We start from the raw sequence: 23,506 nt of genomic DNA on the forward strand, positions 1-23,506 counted from the left end.
GTTTTTAGGTTTGTTAGAGGTTTTTATTCATTTCCCAGTCTTTCCATCTGCTGCGCCAGGTCTTTTTGAGGAATCACAACTTCTACCAGTGTTGGAAGATTTGTTTTTTTCTTTAGTTTCAGAAGTACTTCGTCCAGCTCTTTAACGGTTTCGGCACGATAGCTGTTTGCTCCAAATGCTTTCGCAAGCGCCTGATAATCCCATTTTGGCAGAATATCAAAGGCATCAAACTTATGAGACGGACCTGCTTTAAACGAATCCATGTCTACATATACCTGTTCAATGGCATATACACCATTGCTCATTACAAAAATGACAGAGTTAATGTTGTATTTTACCAGAGTCGAAAGTGATTGTGCAATCATCATAAAACCACCGTCGCCGGCAACCGTCCATGCCTGTTTACCACTACCCAGCTGAGCACCGGAAGCAGCACCGGTTTCAAAACCAATACACTGCCAGGCAGCTGAAGAAATATAGGCGTTCTGAGATAAACCGTAAATATTCGTAGCTACATACATTGAGGAACTAACACCAAAAGTCATTACGATGTCGTCCAGCATTTTTTGCTTTTCCAGAAAAAATACAGCACGTTCAAAAAAACGGTTAAATGTGATTACTTCCGGAGTTTTATCGTATTTAGGATCAGAATTGGAGCGCCAGGGTTCTGGAAATTTTGGCTGGGCAGGAGCTTTTACTTTTAAAGGATATCCTGAAGCTTTTTTAAAACATTCTGTTAAAGCTTCAATAAAGTCTTTTAAAGTTACACCAGCATAATTAAAATAGCCAGCTCTTATTTCCTGAGTATCTGCCTGAATCATATTAGGAAATTTATTTTCTACCAGCCATAAATAATCATCGGTAATAATAGTTCCCAGGGAAAGTATACAATCTGAAGCTTCGACCAGTTTTATAACTTCGGGTATAGAAGCCTGATCAGAATAGGTGCCAATAAATTTATCTCCTTTTTCATCCAGAACTGTTTTTCCGAGTGAAGTTGTCGTGTACAGCATTCCGCTGGCTTTAATAAGTTCTTCTAACTGCTTTGTTAAATTGTGTCGCAAAAGCTCTACTCCCGCCAAAATCAAAGGATTTTTTGCCTGACTAATCTGAGTCCATGCCTGAGCAACCGCATTTTCAAGCGCCGCTGCTTCACTCTTGATCACCAGAGGTTCCAATTTTTTATTAGATGGTTTTGGACAGGGTTCGCCCCATACTTCTTTATAACAGGCTATATAAACGGGACGCTGATGCGTAAGTGCCGCAACAAGTAATTTGTCTATTTTTTCAGGAGCGTCTACAGAACTGCTCAGCGTCTCGGCTGCTACGGTTACTCTTTCATAAACTTCCTGATCTGCACTGAGATTACCAGTAGAATGATGATACAAGACGTTGTACATGCTCCCAATCTGCCTTGCATCTGCTCCGGGCGTGGCACTAATGACCACAACCGGACTACGTTCTACATAGGCACCGGCGATAGCATTTAAGGCACTAAAAGTACTTACTCCGTATTGTAAGGATACTGCCCCTAAACCCCTGGTTCGTGCATACGCATCTGCAGCATAGGAGGCATCAAGTTCGTTTGAAGTTCCAATGGTTTCAATACCATCAAAATATTCCAAAGCCTGTGTAAAATGTTTTACATAGTCACCCGGAATTTGAAAAACCTCGGTGACATTTAATTGTTTAAGCCGGGTAAGCAGATAGTCTGCTACCGTAAATTCTTTTGTAGGTTTCATTTTTTTTGTGATTATATGTTAGGTTTGTTTTTGGTGTTTTCTTCAAATCTTTTTCGTTTACTTCTGCAGAGACCTCAACCACGTAATCAATTAATTTTCAACACAGTAAATCCTTATTACCAAACATTGATTCTTAAGCATCTTTCCGTAAAGACCTTATCCCATTTCTACATTAAAAGTATTATAACACCACATTTCAAATTAAAAAAAAGGTACGAGTGCGGATTTTTTTTCCATGAAAGGTCGAAATAAAAGCATAAGACTATTTCGCAGCAGATGTACTAGCTGCTTCCCGGCAGTTAATCAGGAAGAGATAACTAAAACCCATACTAAACAAAAAAACCGCCTCAATAACTTGAGACGGTTTTCGCTAACTAACCAAACAATAACTAATTAAGGTTTAAGCTCAGTAAACTTCGAATCTAATTCAAAAGCTTTCTTCACTTTCTCAACTGTTATTTCTTTTTCAACAGAAAATTTTGCTGTTTTTTTAATATCCGAGGAAGAGGCTCCTACCAGTACATTATACTCGCCTGCTTCGGCAATCCAGGCGCTTTTACTCTCTAAGAAAGAAGCCAGATCTTTTGAAGACAATGTCAAAGTTAAGGTCTGACTTTCGCCTGCTTTTAATTCTTTTGTTTTACCAAAAGCTTTTAATTCTTCTTTCGGTTTATCAATAAATTTTGAAGGAGCTGCAAGATATACCTGCACTACTTCTTTTCCTGACACTTTTCCTGTATTTTTTACCGTAACAGAAACCGTCAGTTTATCTTTGAATGATGCTGAACTCAATTTCACATCCGTATATTCAAAAGAAGTATAGGATTTTCCGAAACCAAATTCGTATGAAGGTTTAATATTGAACGTATTAAAATAACGGTATCCCACATAAACACCTTCTTCATACGTTACTTCCTGTGGATTATCTGCTGGAATTCCAGGGAAGTTTTTCGCTGAAGGAGTATCCGAATATTTCACTGGGAAAGTCATCGTCAATTTACCGGACGGATTGATTTTTCCTGAAACCACATCTGCTACAGAATGTCCACCTTCCTGACCTGGCTGCCAGGCTAACAAAATAGCATCTACTTTATCTTTCCAGGAAGCCGTTTCGATTACACCGCCGATATTTAAAATCACCACTACTTTTTTCCCTTGAGCATGAAAAGCTTTTGAGATTTTATCCAGCATTAGAATTTCTTCATCAGCCATATTAAAATCGTTGTTTACCACTCTATCTCCGCCTTCTCCGGAATTTCTTCCAAGCGTTACAAAGGCAATTTCAGAACTTGCTGCTTTTTTAGCGATAAAAGCATCGTCCATTTTTAGTTCTGGAAGTCTTTCCGGCAAAGCCAAAATTCCTCTTGCTTTTCTATTTTCTTTTTCAATTGCTACTTCTTTTTCAGCGTGAGGCTGATACAAATCAACCAATTCTTTGTCTAATTTATATCCTGCAGCTGTTAAACCTTCTAAAAGAGAAACCGTATGTTTGTTGTTTACGCTTCCACTTCCCGTTCCGCCCGTAATCCAGGCATAAGAAGTCACACCAAATAAAGAAACCTCTTTTTGCTTGTCAGCAAATGGCAGTGCATTTTTTTCATTTTTAAGCAAAACCATTCCTTCTGCAGCCGCATTTCTGGTTACTGCTGCATTTTGGGTTAAGTTTGGCTTATCGCTGTATTTGTATTTAGCAAAAGTCGGCGTACGGAAAATGTATTCTAAAATTCTTTTCGCATTGGTATTGGCTGCTTCCTGAGATAATTTACCTGAATTTAAAGCTTCCAATAACGCTTTTTTCTGAACAGGAATTCCCGGCATCAACAAATCATTTCCGGCAATCATTTGTTTGACAACATCTGAATTTGAACCTTTTTGAATCGATTCGAATCCTGGGAAACCACCGAACCAGTCTGTCATTACAATTCCTTTGTAACCCCATTCGTTTCTTAAAACGTCTGTCAATAAATCTTTTCTGGCAGAAGTATATTCCCCGTTTAATTTATTATAAGAAGACATCACTGTCCACGGATCAGATTCTTTAACTGTGATTTCGAAACCTTTCAAATAAATTTCTCTAATCGCTCTTTCTGAAACATGTGCATTAACCGTTAAACGATTGGTTTCTTCATTATTTACTGCAAAGTGTTTAATTGAAGTTCCAACACCCTGCGATTGAATTCCGTTTACAATTGCCGCAGCTGTTTTTCCTGAAATTAGCGGATCTTCCGAATAATATTCGAAGTTTCTTCCGTTTAATGGATTTCTATGAATGTTTAAAGCTGGTGCCAATAAAACATCAACTCCATATTCTTTCACTTCATTTCCCATTGCCTTTCCTACTTCTTCCAAAAGCGCTTTATTCCAAGTCGAAGCTAAAGCTGTTCCAACCGGAAATGCTGTTGCATAATAGGTCTTTGAATCATTTTCTCTGGTTGGCGCAATTCTTAAACCTGCTGGGCCATCGGCTACAACCGTTGCAGGAATACCAAATCGTTCAAAGGCTGCAGTTCCCCCCGCTGCTCCAGGAACCAATCCCTGTTTTGAATCACCTACTGGCCCTGTTAAGACTTCGATTCCAGGCATTCCTGTTCCGATTAGTAATTCTACTTTTTCTGCATTGGTCATTTCCTTGATGATGGCATCAATTCTCTGATTAACAGTAAGACGTGTATCTTCCCACGGATCTAGTTTTCCGTTTCTGTTAAAATCGGCAAACGTAAACCCTTTAATCGTAACAAGAGGCGGATTCGTTTCATCATTCGGAATGGTATTCCATGATAAATTAGAAAGCACTAACGCTGTCAAAAGCGTTACTCTGGCTGTTTTTATAATTGTATGTTTCATAATATATAGTTTTATTAAGTCCTTATTTAATTTTCAGGCAGATTCAAAAGGATTTGAGCAGATTTAATTAAAATATGCCTGCCTGGTGTAATTATTTTCAACACATAGAAACATAGTCTATTGAAGGTCTGAAAAAGGCGTTTCACTAATTTAAATGCACATAGTTTGACTATGTGTGGAAACTTGTTTCTTTTGTATCTCTTTTTTCAGTACTGAAATCTATGTTTCTATGTGTTTAAATTTATTTTTTAGTTTCACCCAACTTGTAAAATATAGCTGCGTTTATCTGCTTAAATCCTTTAAATCTGCGTGAAACCTTTTCTGCTTATTTAGTTAAAAATCCTTCTAACGAAAGCCATTCTTCAAAACGGGTTTCCCAGGAATCAACTGGTAAATTTTGTTTTCCAGTTCCAAAACCGTGTCCACCTTTTGAGTACATGTGCAATTCGACTGTCTGACCAGCATCCAGCCATTTGTTATACATTTGAATGCTTCTTGGAGCCAATTTCAACTGATCGTCACTTGCTGCACAAACGAACATCGGAATCTTTTTATCTGGTGCAGGAACACTTAAAAGTTCTGGTCTTGGGCCACCGTAAATATTCGCCACAAAATCTGGAAGCTGTTCTGGTTTGTTGTCTAAAACCGTTTCCATTGCCACAGTACTTCCAGCTGAAAAACCAATGATTCCGACTTTTTTAGTATCAATTCCGTATTTTGATGCATTAGCACGAACATAATTCAAAGCATTTTTTCCGTCCTGTGCTGCCAGCTGAATTGTCGCCAGAGAGTTTTTTTCAAAAGCCGCTCTGTCTTTTAATTTATCCATCATTTCTCTTGCTGGATCGTTTGTTTCCGTTTTGTTCAAACGGTATTTTAAAACAAAAACAGTAATTCCTTTTTTACTTAAAATTGCAGCCAGTTCTTTTCCTTCTCTGTTAATCGATAAACTCTGAAATCCTCCTCCCGGCGCAATTACAATGGCTGTTCCTGTATTTTTAACTCCTTTTGGAACTTGGTAAACGATTAAAGTCGGATCAGTTACATTGTAGACTACTTCGGTTTTAAATAAATCCGAATACATCTCCGCTTCTTTTTGGGTCCAGTTTTCAGATCCCGGTGCTTTTCCCTGATATAATTTTATCGTTTCCTGCCCCTGAACCGAAGTTCCCAACAACAGAAATCCTGTTGCTAAAAATGTGTATATAATTTTCATAATCTGATTTTTATTTAGTTGTTTTAAACAATTGCAGTTTGGCAAAGAAATCTTCAAACATTAATCGAGTATCCAATTGATTGTAAACCCGAATATTTCTTCCGTTATGATTGGTTTCATAAAGTCCCTGCGCATTGATCAAAGGAGAAGATTTCAGAACATAAGAACTCGAACTCGGATCGGCTTCAAAAGAAGATTGCAACGCCGTCAGCAAAACCAGCGGACTGTCTCCCATAATGTAAGTTTCTCCAATATGAAGGTTGAATTGCTGTACTCTTTTCATCAGGCTTTCTATTTTTTCAGCAAGGTATTCTCCAGTTTTCCCCTGTGGTTTTACTTTTAAAAACAATTCAGCATAAGACATTAAAGTCTGGCGATAGACGTTTCTCGGCACTTGCCAGATTGGAATTTTTGAATCATTAAAAATGACTTGTCCTGCTGTAATATCAATTCCCAGATTATATTCTAACGAAGTATATCCTGGTGGCGGTGTTGCCAAATCAATATATTCAGGACCGCCAATCCAAACCAGAGTAAGACGCTCTGCAATTTTTGGTTCCATCAAATAGGCACTTGCTATTTCTGTTAAACCTGCACCGCAAACCACATAAAGTGGTGTTTTTACATCATCACGCATCGCTTCTTTTACAATGACTTTTGCTCCTTCTGAAATATTGGGTGTTTTTGCATCTTTTAATTGTAAATTGGAGCCTTCATAAACCGGAAAAGAATTCTGAAGTTTCATGACTTCCAAAAGTTCTTTTACTTTTTTCACCGCATTGGTTGCTGTTTCTGAAGAAGAATCAAAACCATCTCCCGGTTTTAAATGTGACCCAATGATACCTCGAATTTCTGCCGAAGGCGATAAAATCTGATGCACCAATTGAAACAAGCCATCCGGATCGCCGCTAAAATCATTGTCGACTATAACACGCATTCTAGGCACAACTAAATCTTTAGAAAATGAATTTTTAGATGTGGATTGTGCCTGTGAACAAATGCTTAAAAGCAAACTGAAAGCAAATAGTATTGGATATTTAATTTTCATGTTACTTGTGGTTTTACTGTTTACTGAGCAAACCTGACAGGTTTTTAAAACCTGTCAGGTTTAATAAAATGGTATAAAAAATTACTGCTTCTTGTAAGTTTCCGTTCTAGCATCTTTAATAACTCCTTTCCAGTTCAATCCAAAAGCAAAATCATACACATTTCCTTCGCTGTCTTTGTGTGGAATCATATCGTAAGGAACATCTTCGAATTGTTTTTCAACCGTTTCCATATTGGCTGGCATTTGTACCGGAAGCAATCCTGAAGGTTCTGTTTTTCCTGAAATAATATCCAAAACAGCCTGAGAAGAAACTCCAAAATTCAATACAATTCCGTCAACCTGTTTTTCGAATTCATTAAAAATCATTGGTTTTGAAGCAGTAACCGAAACAATAACCGGTTTGCCGTTCATCATGTCTTTGGTATCGAGAATCGTTCTCAAATCCATTGTATTGGCAGCGGTAACGGTTTTGTTTTTATAGGTTCTGTCTTTAATCGTTGGATCGATAACCTGATCTCCGGCCGCGATACTTTTTGCTCTGGCTTCCGTTGCGGTATACGTTCCGTATTGAAGGGAAATCGGTACATAACCATTGCTTCCGTTTTGTCTGTCTTTTAAATCATAACCGCCTTCTAAACTCAACGGACTCGTTACAAAAACAATCGCAAAATCTGCTTTTGATGGATCTTCGGTAACATTGTAATATTTCTTAACCAATTCCAGATTTACAGGATTTTCTAGTTTTGGCTGACTCGCAACGCCCCACCAGTCTTTGGTTGAAGCGGTATAAATCTTTGGAATAAAAACGGTTTTCTTTTCTTTTACAGGCAGAACCGCTGCTTTGTTTTTCAATAAAACAACCGATTTCAATTGTGCTTCATATCCTGCTTTCATAAATTCAGGATTTCCGACAACTGCTTTCGTTTCTGCTACATTCAAATAGGGATTTTCAAAAAGACCCACTCTGAAAATATTCTTTAATAATCGAACAGCCGATCTTTCAAAACGAGCTCTCATAAAAGATTCTCCAAATTCTTTTACGCCCATTTCATAAGCTGCTAAAACTGGCATTTTATCATTATTTCCTCCAAACTGATCTACTCCCGCAATAATCGCTTTGTAATGTCTGTCATTTATAGAAAGATTCTCCACTCCCCAAGGTTTTCCTGCAAAAAGATTCGGTGTTTTTCCTTCGTCACCCGTTACCAACCAATCGGTGCAGACTACGCCATCATAACCGTATTTATCTCGCAGTAAATCGGTAATAATATATTTGCTGTAACCATTGGCTACGTTTTCGTTGTATTTTTTATCCTGATCAAAAGTGATGGTATAATAAGGCATCACTGCCGAAGCTTTGCTTGTTTTTCCTTTTAGTTTAAAAGCCCCATTAATAAACGGATCGATATGCTGCTGTAGATTATTTCCCGGATAAACCGCAAATTTTCCGTAAGCCCAGTGTCCGTCGCGTCCGCCTTCTTCAGCACCACCACTCGGCCAGTGTTTTACCATGGCGTTTACACTTTTGTAACCCCAACCCTCTTTGATTTCGTCTTTTCCGTAAGAAGTCTGGAATCCGTCAATGTAAGCTCTTCCCATATCTCTTGTTAGAGCTGGGCTTTCGCCAAAAGTCATTGAAATTCTGTACCATCTTGGCTCAGAACCTAAATCTATCTGTGGAGAAAGTGCTGTTGCAATTCCTAAGGCACGATATTCTTTAGCTGCAATTTGTCCAAACTGTTCTACAATTTTTGGATCAAAAGTCGAAGCCATTCCCAATCCGTCTGGCCACATGGAAATCGTTCCTCCTGCCCCAGCATTAAACTCAGATGTCACATTCGCAGTATGACGCGGATCTGTACTGGTATTACTTGGGATTCCTAAACCAATTCCTTCTACAAAAGCCTGCATATTATTATTCCACAAAGCCGCCGTTTCTGGAGTCTGAACACTTGTAATTAAAACGTGACGCAGATTATCTTCTTTTAAAAAGGCTTTCTGCTGATCGGTTAAGTCAGAAGCTTTGGCATTGCTTTCCGGAAAAATTTTTCCGTTGTAAGTTCCTGCATTATAACCTGAAACTCCAGCTGGTAAAGCCTGATGACGACTGTAAAGCATCAATCCCGCAATTTGCTCCACCGACATTTTGGAAGCTAAATCTTTGGCTCTTTCATCTGCCGAAAGGCGCCAATCTTCATATTTATCCAGTTTTCCGTTTTTGTTTAAATCCTTAAACTTTTTACCGTTAACCGTCAATATTTTGATGCCAGATTCAGGAGAATATCCCAAATCTGCACCTTTATTATTTTTAACAATAGTAAAATTTCCTTGTTGTGCCTGCATCGTTACGCTTAGAAAAAAAGCGAAAGCGGCAGTTATGACTATTTTTTTCATAGAATGAAATTTAGAATCTGAAATTAAGTGAAGCTTCTAAAGTGAATGGACGAATGTATGATCCAACCAAAAGCTGATCGTAATAACCTGAAGCGTCTGTAATTAATTCTGCTCCGTTGATTGTCCCTTTTGCTCCTGTCTGATTCAAGAAGTTTACTGCGGTCAAGCCGATATCAAAATGATTGTTGATTTTGTAGTTTACACCTCCAAAGGTTTCCCATCTTGGCGCAAAATATAAGGCATTGGTCTGGTTCGCATACTGCTTGCTGAAGTATCTGAAACTTGCCCAAAATTTGAAATCTTTATACGTATAACTTGGATCAATTTCCATTAAAACCTTAGAAATTTCCAATACGTTTTTATCGTTATAAGAATAGTTGTTTCCAAAAGCAGCAAAATCATAATTTTTGTAAACCGGATCCTGAAACGTAATTAAATAATGCAGATTAAATCCTTTAAATGGCGTTGCCACAATATCTGTTGTCCATCCTAAAGTCTGGATATCATAGAAAACAGTCGCTACTTCTGACTGAGTGGCATCTGCCGGATTCACTAAATTTAATCTTGCTAAATAATTATTTCGAGTTAAATAAGTTGCCTGAGAAACGATACTGAATTTATCATGATTGAAATACAATCCGAACGCTGCCAATGGACTTTTTGATTTCGCATTATTAGGCGCTACCGCTCCTGAATAACTTTCTAACTGTCCGTTTTTTTCTGTGTAAGTAAAGTCGGCTAGAACTCCGGCTCTTTTGGTTACTTTGTAAACCGCATTAATAGAACCTCCCAAATGAAACCAATTGTTATCAAAATAGGTTTTCTGACCTGGATCAAATATTAAATCTGGCGTTCTTGGCGTTAAGTAATAGTCTCCTTTTAATTTGTGGTATCTTAAATTCACTCCGTAAGCTAAACTCAAACGGTCTGTAATGGTCCAGTTATCGGAGAAATATCCGGATAATTTGTTTTCGAAACCATTGTGGTATTCACCTCCGACATTGTAGTTGTAAAATCCGTCAGCATCTGTGTTAGAAGTTCCGCCTGGTGTGTTACGAACCAATTTATCAGGGTTGGCACTTACTGTTTGGTTAAAGAAAGAACGGCTTGACGTAAAATCATCTACCTGATAATAGTATTCCATTAAACCAAATCTCCATTTATGTTTTTCTTCGTTTTTGGTGATTTCAAATCTTGACATTGCCGTTTTCGTCGGTGTTCCGTCTGTGTATAATCCCAGCATAGAATTTACATTACCAACGTAAGCATTCCCATTCGATTTGTAGGTGAAATTATCAGCAGCGGTTGCTTCAAAAATTCCAAGTGGAATAGCGATTAACTGAGAAGCTTCGGCATAACGAAAACGAGTTGTGAAATTGAATTTCCAGTCATTCGCTAAATCATAATTTCCTAAGATATCAAAAGTGTGAGAAGTCGATGCTGCATCGCTTCCGCTCATATCTGCAAATTTCGTTTCACCCGTCATGATGTCTTTAAACTTCATGATTCCGTCATTAACAATGTACGAATCACGTCCAATTTTAAAGTCGTTGTATTCTTCTACTTTTCCGCCTTCTTTGTATCTGAAAACAGCATAATTTGTTAACGAAGCTGAATTGGCATATTTATACAAAAAGCTGATTTGTCCTTTTCCGTTATTGAATTTCTTGGTTAAACCTGCTCTGTAAATTTGTGTACGATCTGAATATTTGGCAAATTTTAAATCGAAAGAGTTTGGATCAAAATTGGCATAAGCGCCCATTGTATAGGACCAGCCTTTTGCTAACGGCCCGGAAACATTTAGGTCGCCTTTCATCCATCCGAAACTGGAACCTGAAAAATTCCCCACGACTTCCAGTTTGTCTGTTCCGAGTTTGGTATAAGAATTAACAGCAAATCCCAAATCTCCGGTGGTAATGGCTGCTTCTCCAATTTTTAATAATCCGGTGCGTCCTAAACTCGTGCTTTGTCTCCAAGTACGGTTTGGCAGTTCTGGCCAGAAATAATAAACCACTGGTAAATCATTTTCCTGAATCGTGATACCGCCCACAGTTGACGGCAACCCGATATTTACATCACGCGGGCCAGTGTTGTTGGCCGCATTAAGCATAACATTTCTATTTTTTTCTTCTTTAGTGTCTGATTCTACAATTTTGGTAGTTTTTTTAATTGAATCTGTGGCTTGTTGTTTTTTATCTTCTTGCGAAAAGGCATCAAAAGCTGGAAAAAAAGCCAGGCAGATGGTCGTGATAATTAATTTTTTCATGAGTAGTTTAAGTTAGGTTGTCATTATGAATTTTTCATTGCTTCATAATGAAGCAATATTAATTACTATTTCTCATTTCAACAAATTATTACTGTTATTATTTTCATTTTCGCATAAAATAGCCTTTATAAATTCCATAAAAACAACTAAAAGCTATTATCTTGAAAATGTTAAATTAACACTTCAAAAAAACTACCTCGTTTGCGTAAAGCATTGTAATTGTTGAAAAAAATAGATTTGAAAATGAGAAAAACGCAAAAACGTTTTGAAAGGAGAAATAAAAAAAACACATCAAAGGCTAAATTTGTGATGTGTTTTAAAAAGACAGAAAAAACTTAGACAATTTGACTCGTACGGATTAAAAAGTTTAAATTTGAAGCTAATTCTACCATCATGGATTTCAAAAAATTACTCGAAAAACGTTCCGAAGAGTCCTGGAAAAGATTTATTCCGACTCTTTCTATTGACTGCGTCATATTCAGTTTTCACGAAAATGAACTTCAGGTTTTACTTTTAAAATTAAGAGACCGTGAAGAATGGGGACTCCCTGGCGGTTATGTCGAAAAACTTGAAAATGTTGACGATGCGGCGATTCGCATATTGAAAGACAGAACCGGGACCGAAAATATTTATCTGCAGCAATTTTACACTTTCGGAAACTTAAACCGTTCTGAGTTTGCTTTTCAGGATTATGATGACAATATGTGGCACAAACAGCGTTTTATTTCTATTGGATATTATGCTTTAGCAGAACATGGTCAGGTAAAAATGGATATTGATGAATTTTCGAGCATTGTTAAATGGCATTCGATAGAAAATCTTCCTGAATTTATGATGGATCACAGGGCCATTTTTGATAAAGCTTTAATTACTTTGAGAGAGCAGTTAAACAATCATCCTATCGGCTATAGTCTTCTTCCAGAGAAATTTACGATGCCGGAATTACAGAAATTATATGAAGGTATTTTAGGAAAAAAACTGAACCGCGGCAATTTTTACAGAAAAATTCTTCGTTATGATATTTTGACGAAACTAGACGAATCCCGTAAAGGCGGTGCGCACAAAGCCCCCGATTTGTACAGTTTTGATTTGGAAAAATACAACAGTGCCTTAAAAGAAGGTTTACAGGGAAACTGGTAATTTTTTTTGTAAGTAATAGAAAAACTGTTTTATGTTTAAAACATATTGAAGACGGTTAAACTAATTCTGACTTGTTAAATCCTCTAATAAAAAAACCGAATTCAGTATACTGAATTCGGTTTTTTTCTGATTTTATTTCAGGTTCTGAAAAAGCATTTTACTAGTGATTTGTCCTCTCGCAAAAAACTTTTATGGCTTCAAAATCAAAGTTCTGACTTTAAATCTATTATCGCTTTTTTAAGTCCTTTTCCGGTTACTTCCAATTGTATTGCGCCGGGAGTTTTAAGGGCTTTGACTAAGACTACCAGCTTACCGCTGAAAAGCTTCATTTTATTCTCATGAAATATTTCTAATGATGTCGCATCGCCATTACAAGCTGCTCTGTAAGTTCCGGCTCCGGTAACTTTAAACTGCAGTTCATTCACAGCCGCAGGGCATGGAATTCCGTTTTTATCTACTACCGAAACGGTCACAAAAGAAATATCATCTCCATCTGCTTTAATTGCTTTGCGATCGGCATCTAATACAATTTTATAGGGATCTCCGGAGGTTTTAATTTCACTTTCTGCCGCTATTTTTCCATTTGAATCAAATGCAGCTACTTTTACTGTTCCGGGTTCATATTTAACATCGTTCCACATTAATCTGTAACGATTCTGCGGAGTTGAATTGTTTTTTTTCTGAATTCCCATACTTTTTCCATTTACAAAAAGCTCAGCGCTGTCGTAATTGGTGTAAACGAAAACGGGCGTAATTTCGCCTTCTCTTCCTTTCCAGTTCCAGTGCGGCAGAATGTGAAGCGTTTTATCTTTTGTATTCCATCTGCTTCTGTACAGATAAAAACGGTCTTTAGGAAGTCCGGCTAAATCTGAAATTCCGAAATAAGAACTTCTTGACGGCCATTTTTCATCATACGGAGTTGGTTCTCCCAAATAATCAAAACCAGTCCAGACAAATTCTCCTATAACCCACGGTTTGTCATCCTGAAGTACAAAATCGTCATCTGGAACATTCGACCAGCTGCAGGCTTCTAAATCATAAGAAGAACTTTGAAAATCATCGTATTCTTTATTCTTTGCCTGAACTACAGGAAACTTATAAATTCCTCTTGAACTCACAGTTGAAGCTGTTTCTGAACCTAATATAAATCCTTGCGGAAATGTTTTATATGCTTCTTCATAAAGATGCACTCTATAATTTAATCCCGGAATATCAAGTAAAGCTCCAAAGCCAGATTCCATAGTTGCCTTTACCTGATCCATACCAACAGTTACGGGTCTTGTAGGATCTTCACGGTGAAAAATATCCTGGAGCCATCTGGCGCGTTTTACCCCTTCTGCTCCCCATTGATCCGGAACTTCATTTCCTGAACTCCACATTACAATACAAGGATGATTACGTGTCGCCCTCACTAAATTCACAATATCTTTTTCTGCATATTGTTCAAAAAAACGGTGATATCCGTTTTCTACTTTTGGCTTTGCCCATTCATCAAAACTTTCTGCCAGAAACATAAATCCCATTTCGTCTGCCAGTTCTAGCTGTTCAAAAGAGGGCATGTTATGAGAACTGCGGATTGCGTTGCATCCTAAATCTTTTAGAATTGTCAACTGTCTGCGAAGTGCCGCTTTGTTTATGGCTGCACCCAGAGGCCCCAAATCATGATGAAGACAAACGCCTTTAAATTTGGTTATTTTACCGTTAAGACTGAATCCTTTATTAGGTTCATATTTAATAAATCTGATTCCAAATTTTATATTTTGTTCATCTTTTAAAGTTCCGTCGGCCGCATATAGTTTGGTTACTGCTGTATACAAATAAGGGGTTTCAGGGCTCCATAAATGAGGCTGGGCCACTTCAATAATCTGATGGAATTTCCCCTCTTTCATTTCTGCTCCCTTTTTTACAGCAACTACATTATTAGCGGCATCCTTTATCTCGGTAATCATTGATACATTACTTCCAGGAACCTCTGCTTTGATATCAACAACAGCATTATCACCTTTCATTTCGGGAGTGGTAATAAAAGTGCCCCATTGTGCAAAACTTTCTTCTTCTTTTATTACAACACTAACATTTCTGTAAAGTCCTGCTCCGGGATACCATCTTGAAGAATAAGGTTCATTGGTCAGTTTGACAGCTAAAACATTTTCAGAACCAGCCATAAGATCATTGGTTATGTCAATATAAAAATAACTGTATCCGTATCCCCAGTTCCCTACTTTTTTTCCATTTAAAAAGACCTGAGGCTCGCTCATCGCTCCTTCAAAAATAAGAAATGCTTTTTTTCCTTTTTTGAACTGGGGAATAGAAAATGTATTACGATACCAACCCGTTCCGATATGGGGCAGCGCACCCGTTCTTCCGGTTTTTTCAGTCGCTTCTTTTTCGCCATTTTGTTCAATAATTCCTGTTTGAATGTCCCATTTTTTATCAAAAGGTCCATAAATTGCCCAATCGTGCGGCACACTGACTTTTTCCCATTTTGAAGCATCAAAATCTACCGAAAAAGCATCTCCTTTTACGTCTTTGGAAAAGCGCCAGTTTTCTTTTAAAACAACTGTAGTAGATTGAGACATCATTTTTCCGGATGAAAAAAGAAGTAAAAACAGGAATAGTACTGATTTAGAAATTAAGTTCATTTTTCTATTTATTCTTTTACCATTAAGAAATTAAGTTCATAAAGCTTAAATCTCTTACTATCTTAATGGTGAAATTTAATTTTTTATTTAATTTTTGAAAGCATCTAATGCTGGAGAAGGTTTTCCGCCAGGAAGCCAGGCATTAAGCTGATAACCGCTCCAGCTCTTTTCGCCTTGCGGTTCCCAGTAAATAACGCCTAAACCTTTGTTATCAGGTACACTTTTTACGGCTTTTATAGTTGCTTCGAGCAGTTCTTTGGTGTTTTGTACTGCTTCGTAATCACCACCGACTTCAACGACCATAACTTCTTTATTGTAACGTGAAGCCATATCTTTTAGATTATTTTCTAAATCCAGAATAGTACTCTGATAATCGGTTTTAATCCAGTATGGATAATACGACAAACCAATTACATCATATTTTACCTTATTTTCGGCTGCTTTATCAAAAAACCATCTGAATTTTTCACTTTTATTTCCTTCATCCAAATGAACAATTACTTTCATTTTTGGATCAACAGCTTTTGTGGCTTCATATCCTTTATTAAGCAGCTGTGCCAGTTGATTAAAATTATCGGTGCTGCCTTCCGGCCAAAGCATCCCGCCCGGAATTTCATTTCCAACCTGAACCCATTCCGGAGTTACTCCTGCTTTTTTCAACATTTTCAAAACATCATAAGTATGTTGATAAACATCGGTTAACAATTCCGGAAAAGAATGTTTTGCCCAGGCGGCAGGTTTATTTTGTTTGCCGGGATCTGCCCAGGAATCGCTGTAATGAAAATCAATCATGATACGCATTCCCATTTTTTGTGCACGAACTGCCATAACAACCGTTTCTTCGGGACTGCAGTGGCCGCTGGCTTTATCATCATTTGGATTTACCCAGACTCTTAACCTTATGGTGTTTATACCCCGGTCTTTTAATAATTGCAGACAGTCTTTTTGAGAACCGTCTGCATCATAAAATTTATAACCTGTTGCTTCCATCTGCGGCAGCCAGCCTACATCTGCTCCTTTTGAAAAGGAGTTTTTTTCGCTGATCATTTTTGATTTACACGAAGTAAAAGCAATACTAATGAGCATTAAAAAAGAGATAATTTTGAGAGATTTTTTCATGTTTTAGTCTTTGCTGAAAGCCTGCATTACTGATAAGGCATTGTTATCAAAACTATACAGGGCCTGATTTTCGAATGTAGACCCACTTGTGGACTGCTGACCTTTAAAAGCAACCCATTCGCCGCCCCAATAAGCAAATCCCTGTCCGTATTGTGATGTTTTTACGATGTTTTTAATATCCGTGATAAAATTTCTTTGTCCAGCCGGAGTTGCCGGATATCCCGGAACCAGCTGGTCGCTTGTACCTACAATATTGCTGGTCTGATCGTTATACAATAAGGTAAAAGGATAAGCAGTTTCTGCAATCAGCACTTTTTTACCAAATTTCGTTCCCAGAGCGTCAATGGTATTTTTTACTGTTGTTAAGTCTTTACCATGCCAGACAGGATAGTACGACAATCCTATATAATCATAATCAATAGTTTTCATTTTGGTAAAAAACCAATCGGTACCACCGCCATTTACACCTGCATAGTGAATCATTATTTTGGTGTTAGGCGCTTTATTGCGAACTGCGGCACTCGCGGCACTTAATAAAGCGATACATTGTTGTTCATTGCTGATTAAATTTCCCTTCGGCCATAATAATCCGCTGTTGATTTCATTACCAATCTGAATAATATCCGGATTGATTTCTGTAACTATTGCTGTTGTATAATCTGAAACTGCTGTTTTTAATTCTGTAAAAGATAAATTCTTCCATTCCTGAGGAATAGTCTGAATTGCCGGATCGGCCCAATTATCAGAATAGTGTACAGTGAGCCAGACTCTTAAACCAGCCTGTCTTGCTTTTTTAGACAATTGTTTTACTTCTTCAAAACCGGAACGTCCGTTTACCGGATTTTTCCATAAGCGAATACGAACGGTATTACAGCCTGCATTTTTTAGAGTGGTAAGCATTCCTTCGGCTTTGCCGTTACTGTAAAATTTAGTCCCCAGAGATTCCATCTGAGGAAGAAAAGAAACATCTGAAGCCCTGATAAAAGTATCTGATGCATCTGGAGGGTTAACCGCTTCTGTATCTTCAGAATCATTACCTGAACATGAGAACTGAATTGCCGTTATAGCCAGTAACCCAAAAAGTTTTATATATTTTTTCATGATAGGAGTTCTAATAATTGAAATTTTGAATTTAAAATAAGTTCTTTTAATGTAAAAAAGAAGCTGACCGAAATGCATTAGACAGTCTATTCTGTTTTTATACCTGTATATTTTAATGAACTCCGGAGGAGCGAAATATTTGTAGAAATTGAATTATTATCGACAGCAAAGCTCCGGCGGAGCGCCATTTTTTCTACAGAAACTGTATATTTCGCTCCGCTGGAGCTCTTTTATATTGACATAAATGAATTTCTACAAATATTTCGCTTCTCCGAAGCGTTTTTCCTGTCCAATCCTTTTCGGACAGCCTCTCTTATTTTTTAATTCTGATTTATGGAGTTGTTATGAACATATAACGACCATCCAAGTCATTGAACCAGATTTCATATTTTCCTGCCTCAACAATAATGTCGCCGCCATTATCTCCCCAGTTTACATCCCAGCTGTTATTGGCTTTGAATTTCATTTTTCCGGCTTTTAATGTTTGGGTAACTTTCCAGATATGACCGTCAAAATCAGATTTCACTAAAGGCACTTCTGTATTCCATCCCGCATCATCACCTGTTAACACTGATCCGGTCAGACCAATGGTTGCATAAGTGGTCATTGGTCCTGTATAAGGCGTAATTTTATAGGTTAAATCTTCGATATTAAGTTCAAAACTGTAATAACCTGCAGCAGCTGTAGGGAAAACACCCGGATCGGTATCACTTTCGGTTGCTCTGTATTGTACTTTAGCACCGTTTGTTCCGTAAGCCGGAGCCCAGAAACCAATCTGTTCTATTAATTTAAATCCGTCTTTATTAAAAAATCCTGTATAATAATGTTTTGCATTTTCTTTTGGATCTCTGTAAATAGGCATGTTGTTACTGGTTACACTCCATCCTGCCGCAGTACCAGGTCCTACTAAAAACAAATCTTTTTTAGGAAGTTCTCCTCTGTAAGGTGTTACGCTGATTGTAATTGGTGTTGAGAATTTTGGTTCAGAAAGCGTTGTTCCAACAGTAGACTTAATTCTGATATCGATAGTACCTTCTTCCTCAGAAACCAATCCCAGCTCCAGTGCTTTTGCATTCAGTTCTGCTACGGTAATAGAAGCATGGGTAGTGGTAGAAGTGGTAATATCTACGGGTGCTGCAAACTCTGTATTACTTGCCGCAAATTGTACGGTATAGGTAACAATCGTTGGGGTTCCGTAACTTACTTTTTCCCAGGTAAAAGTTAAAGCTGTATTGTTTGGTGTGTCTTTACTTAAAATGACAGAAGAACCGCTTTCCGGAGTTATCAAAGCAAAAGCCGCTTCCTGAGGCTCTAAGATCATTAGATTTTCTTCGTTTTCACAAGACCAAAATCCTGTAAGTACTGCTACTGCAATAAATAGTTTATATATAAGTTTCATTTTGTGTATCGTTTAAGTTTAAAAAAGTTTTAATAACCTGTGTTTTGAGTCAAATTTCTATTGGCTCCCAAAGATCCTTCCGGAATAGGAAAAACACTCATATAAGAAGGAATAGCGATTCCTTTTGAAGAATTTCCTTTCCAGGCCCAGTTATAAGATCCTCCGGTATATTTCCCAAAACGAATTAAATCTTGTCTTCGGTGCGCTTCCCAGTGTAATTCTCTTGCTCTTTCATCAATTAAAAAATCAAGCGTTAATTCACTTAAAGTAATGTTCCCGATAGCTGCATTATTATTGGCTCTCTGTCTTAAAGCATTTACATAACTTAATGCCTGGGCAGTTGTCCCGTTTCCGCCTCTTAAAGTGGCTTCTGCATACATTAAATACACATCGGCTAATCTGAATAATGGGAAATCAGTATCAGCATAAGTAGAACTTATTCCGTTAACTCCTGCAGACGTTTTATTAGAAAACTTCGATAAAATATATCCTTGTGTTTTTACCCCAATATCTTCAATATCAATCGATCTCTGTTTTGCCGGATCGCCCTGAACACCTTTTCCAATGGTATTTCTGGTATCCTGGCTGAATTTTGCCCCATCAAATTTTTGGGCAAATTCTTTTCTGATTCTTAGTGCTCCTGTCCAGCCGCCAATTCCAAAGTCGGCACCATTATTTTCCCAGGCACCAATTTGTCCGTTCGTTAACACAGTCGTTGCACCCCAGTTTTGAGAAACGGCTCCATCTGACTGGATTCCGAAAATAATTTCCTGAGAAGTGTTATTGTCTGCCTTAAAATTGTCCAGGTATTTTGGTTTCAGTGTATAACCGCCGTCGATAATTTCGTTACACATTGTGATACAGTCATCAAAACGATTGGCCTGAATATACACCTGGGCATTCAAATACATCTTAGCCAGAACCATACGTGCCATAGACTGATCTACTCTTCCGTATTCGTTTGTTCTGGGAGCTTTTAAATCAGGCAGAACGGCTTTTAATTCACCTTCGATAAAATCAAATAATTGTTTTCGGTTAAATTCAGGTCCGGTAAAATTTACGGGATCATTTTCGGTATACATAGGTGCTTTTCCAAACAAATCCATCATGTTGTAATAGGCATATGCTCTTAAAACACGAACCTCCTGACGATAAAGTGCGATATCGGCCAAAGTCGCAGCATTTGTTATCCCTCTGGAACTTAATTTTTCCGGTGTACTCTGACGTAAAAACTCATTTGCATAAGCCACAGAAACCATCGTTCTGCTGAACATCCCTAAAATAACCGGATTTGCAGGTGTCCAGATATTACGCTGTAATTCTGCTGTTCCTCCGTCATTTTCATAACTCCACACCAACTCGTCTGTTGTTAATTCCTGCAGGTATAATAAACATCTGGTAAACTGGCTTGTTCCTGCATCTACTCCTTCCAGTGAAGAGTTATCAGGTCCCAAAACCCCGGTTAATGTTAAATTTCCGTACACTCCCGCAAATGCTTTTTTGTATCCGTCAGGAGTAGAAAATAATACATCAGAAGAAAGAACGTCGTCATCTTTTGAGACTACATTTAAATCATCTGTACACGACTGAAAAATTACAGTCAGTGCCGTTATTGTTAGTACTATATATTTTTTCATGATTTCGCTATTAAAATTTAAGATTAAGACCAAATAAGATTGATCGTTGTCTTGGATAAATGGTTTTATCTACTCCGTTATTTGTAATTTCAGGATCTAAACCGCTGTATTTTGTAATTACAAAAACGTTCTGAACTCCCGTTGATACTCTTAATGAAGCTTTACTGTTTAACCAGTTCGATAAAGTATATCCTAACGTAATATTGTCTAATTTTAAGAAAGAAGCATTTTCAATATACAGATCTGATAACAATACATTGGAAGTGGTCTGAAAATTAGTTTCGGTTATCTGTGAAGGAATATTACTTAAAACTCCTCCGTTTTCCATAGCATCATACTGCGCTCTGCTGGCATCTACAGCATTAAAAATTCGATTCCCGATACTTGCTCTTAAATTGAATGAAAAGTCAAACTTTTTGTAATTCATGTTCGATGCAAATCCTAATGTAAAATCCGGATCCGGATTGTTGTAAATGTATTTATCCGAATCATTTTTAATATTATCACCATTTAAATCTGCGAAAGCACCTTCTATTGGTTTTCCTTCATTGTTGTATAATTGTTTGTATACGTAGAATGAATACGGTGTGTAACCTTCTCTGAAAATCTGCCCCGGAGTTCCTGTTCCTGCAATATTGTCTCCTAAAAAGATATCGGTTCCGTTAACCAGATTTTTGATTCTTCTTTCGAATTTGGCAATATTAAAATTCATGTTCCAGTTAAAATTTTCTGTTTTAACGGCATTTGCGTTCAGGGTAAACTCGACTCCTTTTGTGGTAAAACTTCCCACATTCTGGTACACGCGGTTGGAGAAGTTACTACCATCAGATATAGCAGCATTTACCAATAAATCTTTAGACTCTTTGTAATATACATCCAATCCGGCAGATAAACGATTTTCTAAAAATCCAAAATCAAGACCTGCATTGTATGACGTGGTTTGTTCCCATTTCAGATTGTTGGTTCTTTTTGAAGGAAGCGCAACCGGAACCGGGCTGTCTCCAAAATAATACTCGGAATTTCCGCCTCCAACCTGGTATTTCTGCAGGTACCCGTTTGGTTCAGGAATATCCTGCTGCCCGGTTATACCATAACTCAGTCTAAGTTTTAAGTCTGATAATGTTTTACTGTCTTTAAAGAAATCTTCTTTCATTTTCCAGGCAAAAGCGGCAGAAGGAAAATTCCCCCAGCGGTTTGCTTCTTCAAATCTTGATGAACCGTCTCTTCTGTAGGACAGCGTTAATAAATATTTGTCTCTGAAGTTTAAATTTGTTCTGGCAAAAAAGCCTAATAAAACCACATCTGTATCCAGCGTAGTTTCAGGAAATGTTGAAGGAAGATCCGGATTTAAAACGTTTCCGGTTTCATATCTTGAACTTTGAAATTTTTGATACGAGTAACCACCAGTCATTTCAAAATTCAAAGAATTGAACGTTTTGTTATATACTAAATAAGTGTCCAGTAATTTATTTCTTCTGGTCGCTTCTGTATATTCATTTGTACCATACGGAATATTGTTGTTTGACGGAGCAGAACCGGCATCAGCACCAACCAGTCTTCTTCTTTCTCCATTCGATTCATCAAAACCAACATTTACAACGGCTCGTAAAGCAGGAAGAAAATGGAATTTATAATCGATTTCAAAATTCCCGAAAATTCTTTTATTTGTTCCCCTGTCATTTGTATTCAGTAATTGTGAAACCGGATTTCTTGCCGCAGTAGATACTAACGGGTAATTTCCGTTGGCATCAACACCGGTAGTATATTCAAAATAGCCACCGTAAGGAGCACCTTCTACTTTTATAGGCTGTGTTGGATCAAAACCAATCGCAGCTCCTTCAACAGCATCTGTAAATCGGTTTATTTCGTCTGTATAATTGGCCGAAAGTCTTAACTTTAAATGATTGTCCAGGAATGCCGGATTCATTACTAAACCAACAGTGTTTCTTTTGAATTCATTTGTTAATCTCAAGCCCTGCTGATCTGTATTTCCCAGGGTTAAGCTTGTTGGAATAATATCGAATAAATTCCCTCTCACCGCTAAACTCTGATCTACTGTTCCGGTTTTTCTGTAAATGGCACGCTGCCAGTCTGTATTGGCCGTTCCAAGTTTATCAAGGTCATCGCTTCTTCTGTCTGCAATAACGCTTCTAAATTCGTCTGCACTAAAAACATCAACCGTTTTGGTCAGTCTTCCCGCAGCATATTGTACATTATAATCTACAGATAAGGTTTTGCTTCCTTTTTTAGTGGTAATGATAATGACACCATTTGCAGCACGGGAACCGTAAATTGCAGAAGCCGATGCATCTTTTAAAACCGTGATCGATTCAACTGTTGCCGGGTTTAATGAGGCCAAAAAGGAAGAAGAACCAGTATTGGTTGCATTATCAAGAGGCAGTCCGTCGATTACAATAAGCGGATCATTACTGGCGAAAAGGGAACTTCCTCCCCTGATTCTGATTTGGGAACTGGAACCCGGAGCACCCGTTGAATTTACTGTTAAACCAGCCACCCTTCCGTTAAGAAGGTTTTCTGTTGTAATATTATTTCCTTTATTAAAGTCTTTTGTAGTAAGGGCTGTAACAGATCCTGTAGCGTCTTTCTTTTTAACGCTTCCATATCCTACCTGAACAACTACTTCTTTTAACTGATTTGTATCTTCTTCAAGATATACCGTTACGTTTTTCTGCCCTCCAACTGTAACAGTCTGATTGACATAACCCGTGAATGAAATTATAATTTTACTATCTGCTTTTATTCCGGATAATTGAAATTTCCCGTCAAAGTCAGTAGAGGTGCTGCTATTAACACCTAATACTCTTATGTTAGCTCCCGGTATGGGTTGTTGGGAACCCTTTTCCAAGACGACACCGCTGATTGTGTTCTGAGCAAAAACACAAAAAGGAAGTAAGAGTAATAAAAGCAAAAAGTTGTTTTTAGTTCTTTTCATACTTT

At 37.7% G+C, this 23,506-nt stretch carries 13 protein-coding genes; 1 reads left to right on the top strand and 12 read right to left on the bottom strand.

Going from position 1 to position 23,506, the window contains the following annotated elements:
* Nucleotides 1-23: 23 nt before the first annotated feature.
* The 6 genes from ACODST_RS22205 to ACODST_RS22230 form a co-directional block, all read right to left on the bottom strand.
* Nucleotides 24-1,742, bottom strand: coding sequence for an alpha-keto acid decarboxylase family protein (locus ACODST_RS22205; protein ID WP_488934278.1), 1,719 nt, complete (start codon nt 1,740-1,742; stop codon nt 24-26).
* A 393-nt stretch (nt 1,743-2,135) separates the two neighbouring features.
* Nucleotides 2,136-4,586 carry a beta-glucosidase gene (locus ACODST_RS22210; RefSeq protein WP_488934279.1) on the bottom strand — a complete coding sequence of 817 codons (2,451 nt, stop codon included), beginning with the start codon at nt 4,584-4,586 and terminating at the stop codon, nt 2,136-2,138.
* A gap of 325 nt (nt 4,587-4,911) precedes the next feature.
* Nucleotides 4,912-5,802 (bottom strand): alpha/beta hydrolase, encoded by an 891-nt coding sequence (locus tag ACODST_RS22215; RefSeq protein WP_488934280.1) that lies wholly within the window; start codon nt 5,800-5,802, stop codon nt 4,912-4,914.
* A 10-nt stretch (nt 5,803-5,812) separates the two neighbouring features.
* Nucleotides 5,813-6,850: a nucleoside hydrolase gene (locus ACODST_RS22220; protein WP_488934281.1), complete on the bottom strand. Its 1,038-nt coding sequence runs from the start codon at nt 6,848-6,850 to the stop codon at nt 5,813-5,815.
* Between the two features lie 81 nt (nt 6,851-6,931).
* A complete protein-coding gene (locus ACODST_RS22225; RefSeq protein WP_488934282.1) occupies nt 6,932-9,244 on the bottom strand; it encodes a glycoside hydrolase family 3 protein in 2,313 nt (770 codons plus the stop codon).
* A gap of 10 nt (nt 9,245-9,254) precedes the next feature.
* A complete protein-coding gene (locus tag ACODST_RS22230) occupies nt 9,255-11,510 on the bottom strand; it encodes a TonB-dependent receptor (RefSeq protein ID WP_488934283.1) in 2,256 nt (751 codons plus the stop codon).
* 393 nt (nt 11,511-11,903) lie between these two features.
* Between ACODST_RS22230 and ACODST_RS22235 the strand changes: the two genes are divergently transcribed.
* A complete protein-coding gene (locus ACODST_RS22235; protein ID WP_488934284.1) occupies nt 11,904-12,650 on the top strand; it encodes an NUDIX hydrolase in 747 nt (248 codons plus the stop codon).
* A gap of 203 nt (nt 12,651-12,853) precedes the next feature.
* On the opposite strand, the gene ACODST_RS22240 is transcribed toward ACODST_RS22235, so the two are convergent.
* The 6 genes from ACODST_RS22240 to ACODST_RS22265 form a co-directional block, all read right to left on the bottom strand.
* Complete coding sequence (locus ACODST_RS22240; RefSeq protein WP_488934285.1) at nt 12,854-15,292, bottom strand: DUF4982 domain-containing protein; 2,439 nt, start codon at nt 15,290-15,292, stop codon at nt 12,854-12,856.
* Between the two features lie 87 nt (nt 15,293-15,379).
* A complete protein-coding gene (locus tag ACODST_RS22245) occupies nt 15,380-16,411 on the bottom strand; it encodes a glycoside hydrolase family 53 protein (protein WP_488934286.1) in 1,032 nt (343 codons plus the stop codon).
* Between the two features lie 3 nt (nt 16,412-16,414).
* Complete coding sequence (locus tag ACODST_RS22250) at nt 16,415-17,512, bottom strand: glycoside hydrolase family 53 protein (protein WP_488934287.1); 1,098 nt, start codon at nt 17,510-17,512, stop codon at nt 16,415-16,417.
* Nucleotides 17,513-17,843: 331 nt separating this feature from the next.
* Entirely contained in the window at nt 17,844-18,911 is a 1,068-nt protein-coding gene (locus ACODST_RS22255) for a SusE domain-containing protein (RefSeq protein WP_488934288.1), read from the bottom strand.
* Between the two features lie 29 nt (nt 18,912-18,940).
* Nucleotides 18,941-20,548, bottom strand: a complete 1,608-nt coding sequence (locus ACODST_RS22260; RefSeq protein WP_488934289.1) for a RagB/SusD family nutrient uptake outer membrane protein — start codon at nt 20,546-20,548, stop codon at nt 18,941-18,943.
* Between the two features lie 10 nt (nt 20,549-20,558).
* Nucleotides 20,559-23,501, bottom strand: a complete 2,943-nt coding sequence (locus tag ACODST_RS22265; RefSeq protein ID WP_488934290.1) for a SusC/RagA family TonB-linked outer membrane protein — start codon at nt 23,499-23,501, stop codon at nt 20,559-20,561.
* Nucleotides 23,502-23,506: the final 5 nt, after the last annotated feature.

This window comes from Flavobacterium sp. FG19 (assembly GCF_057809475.1).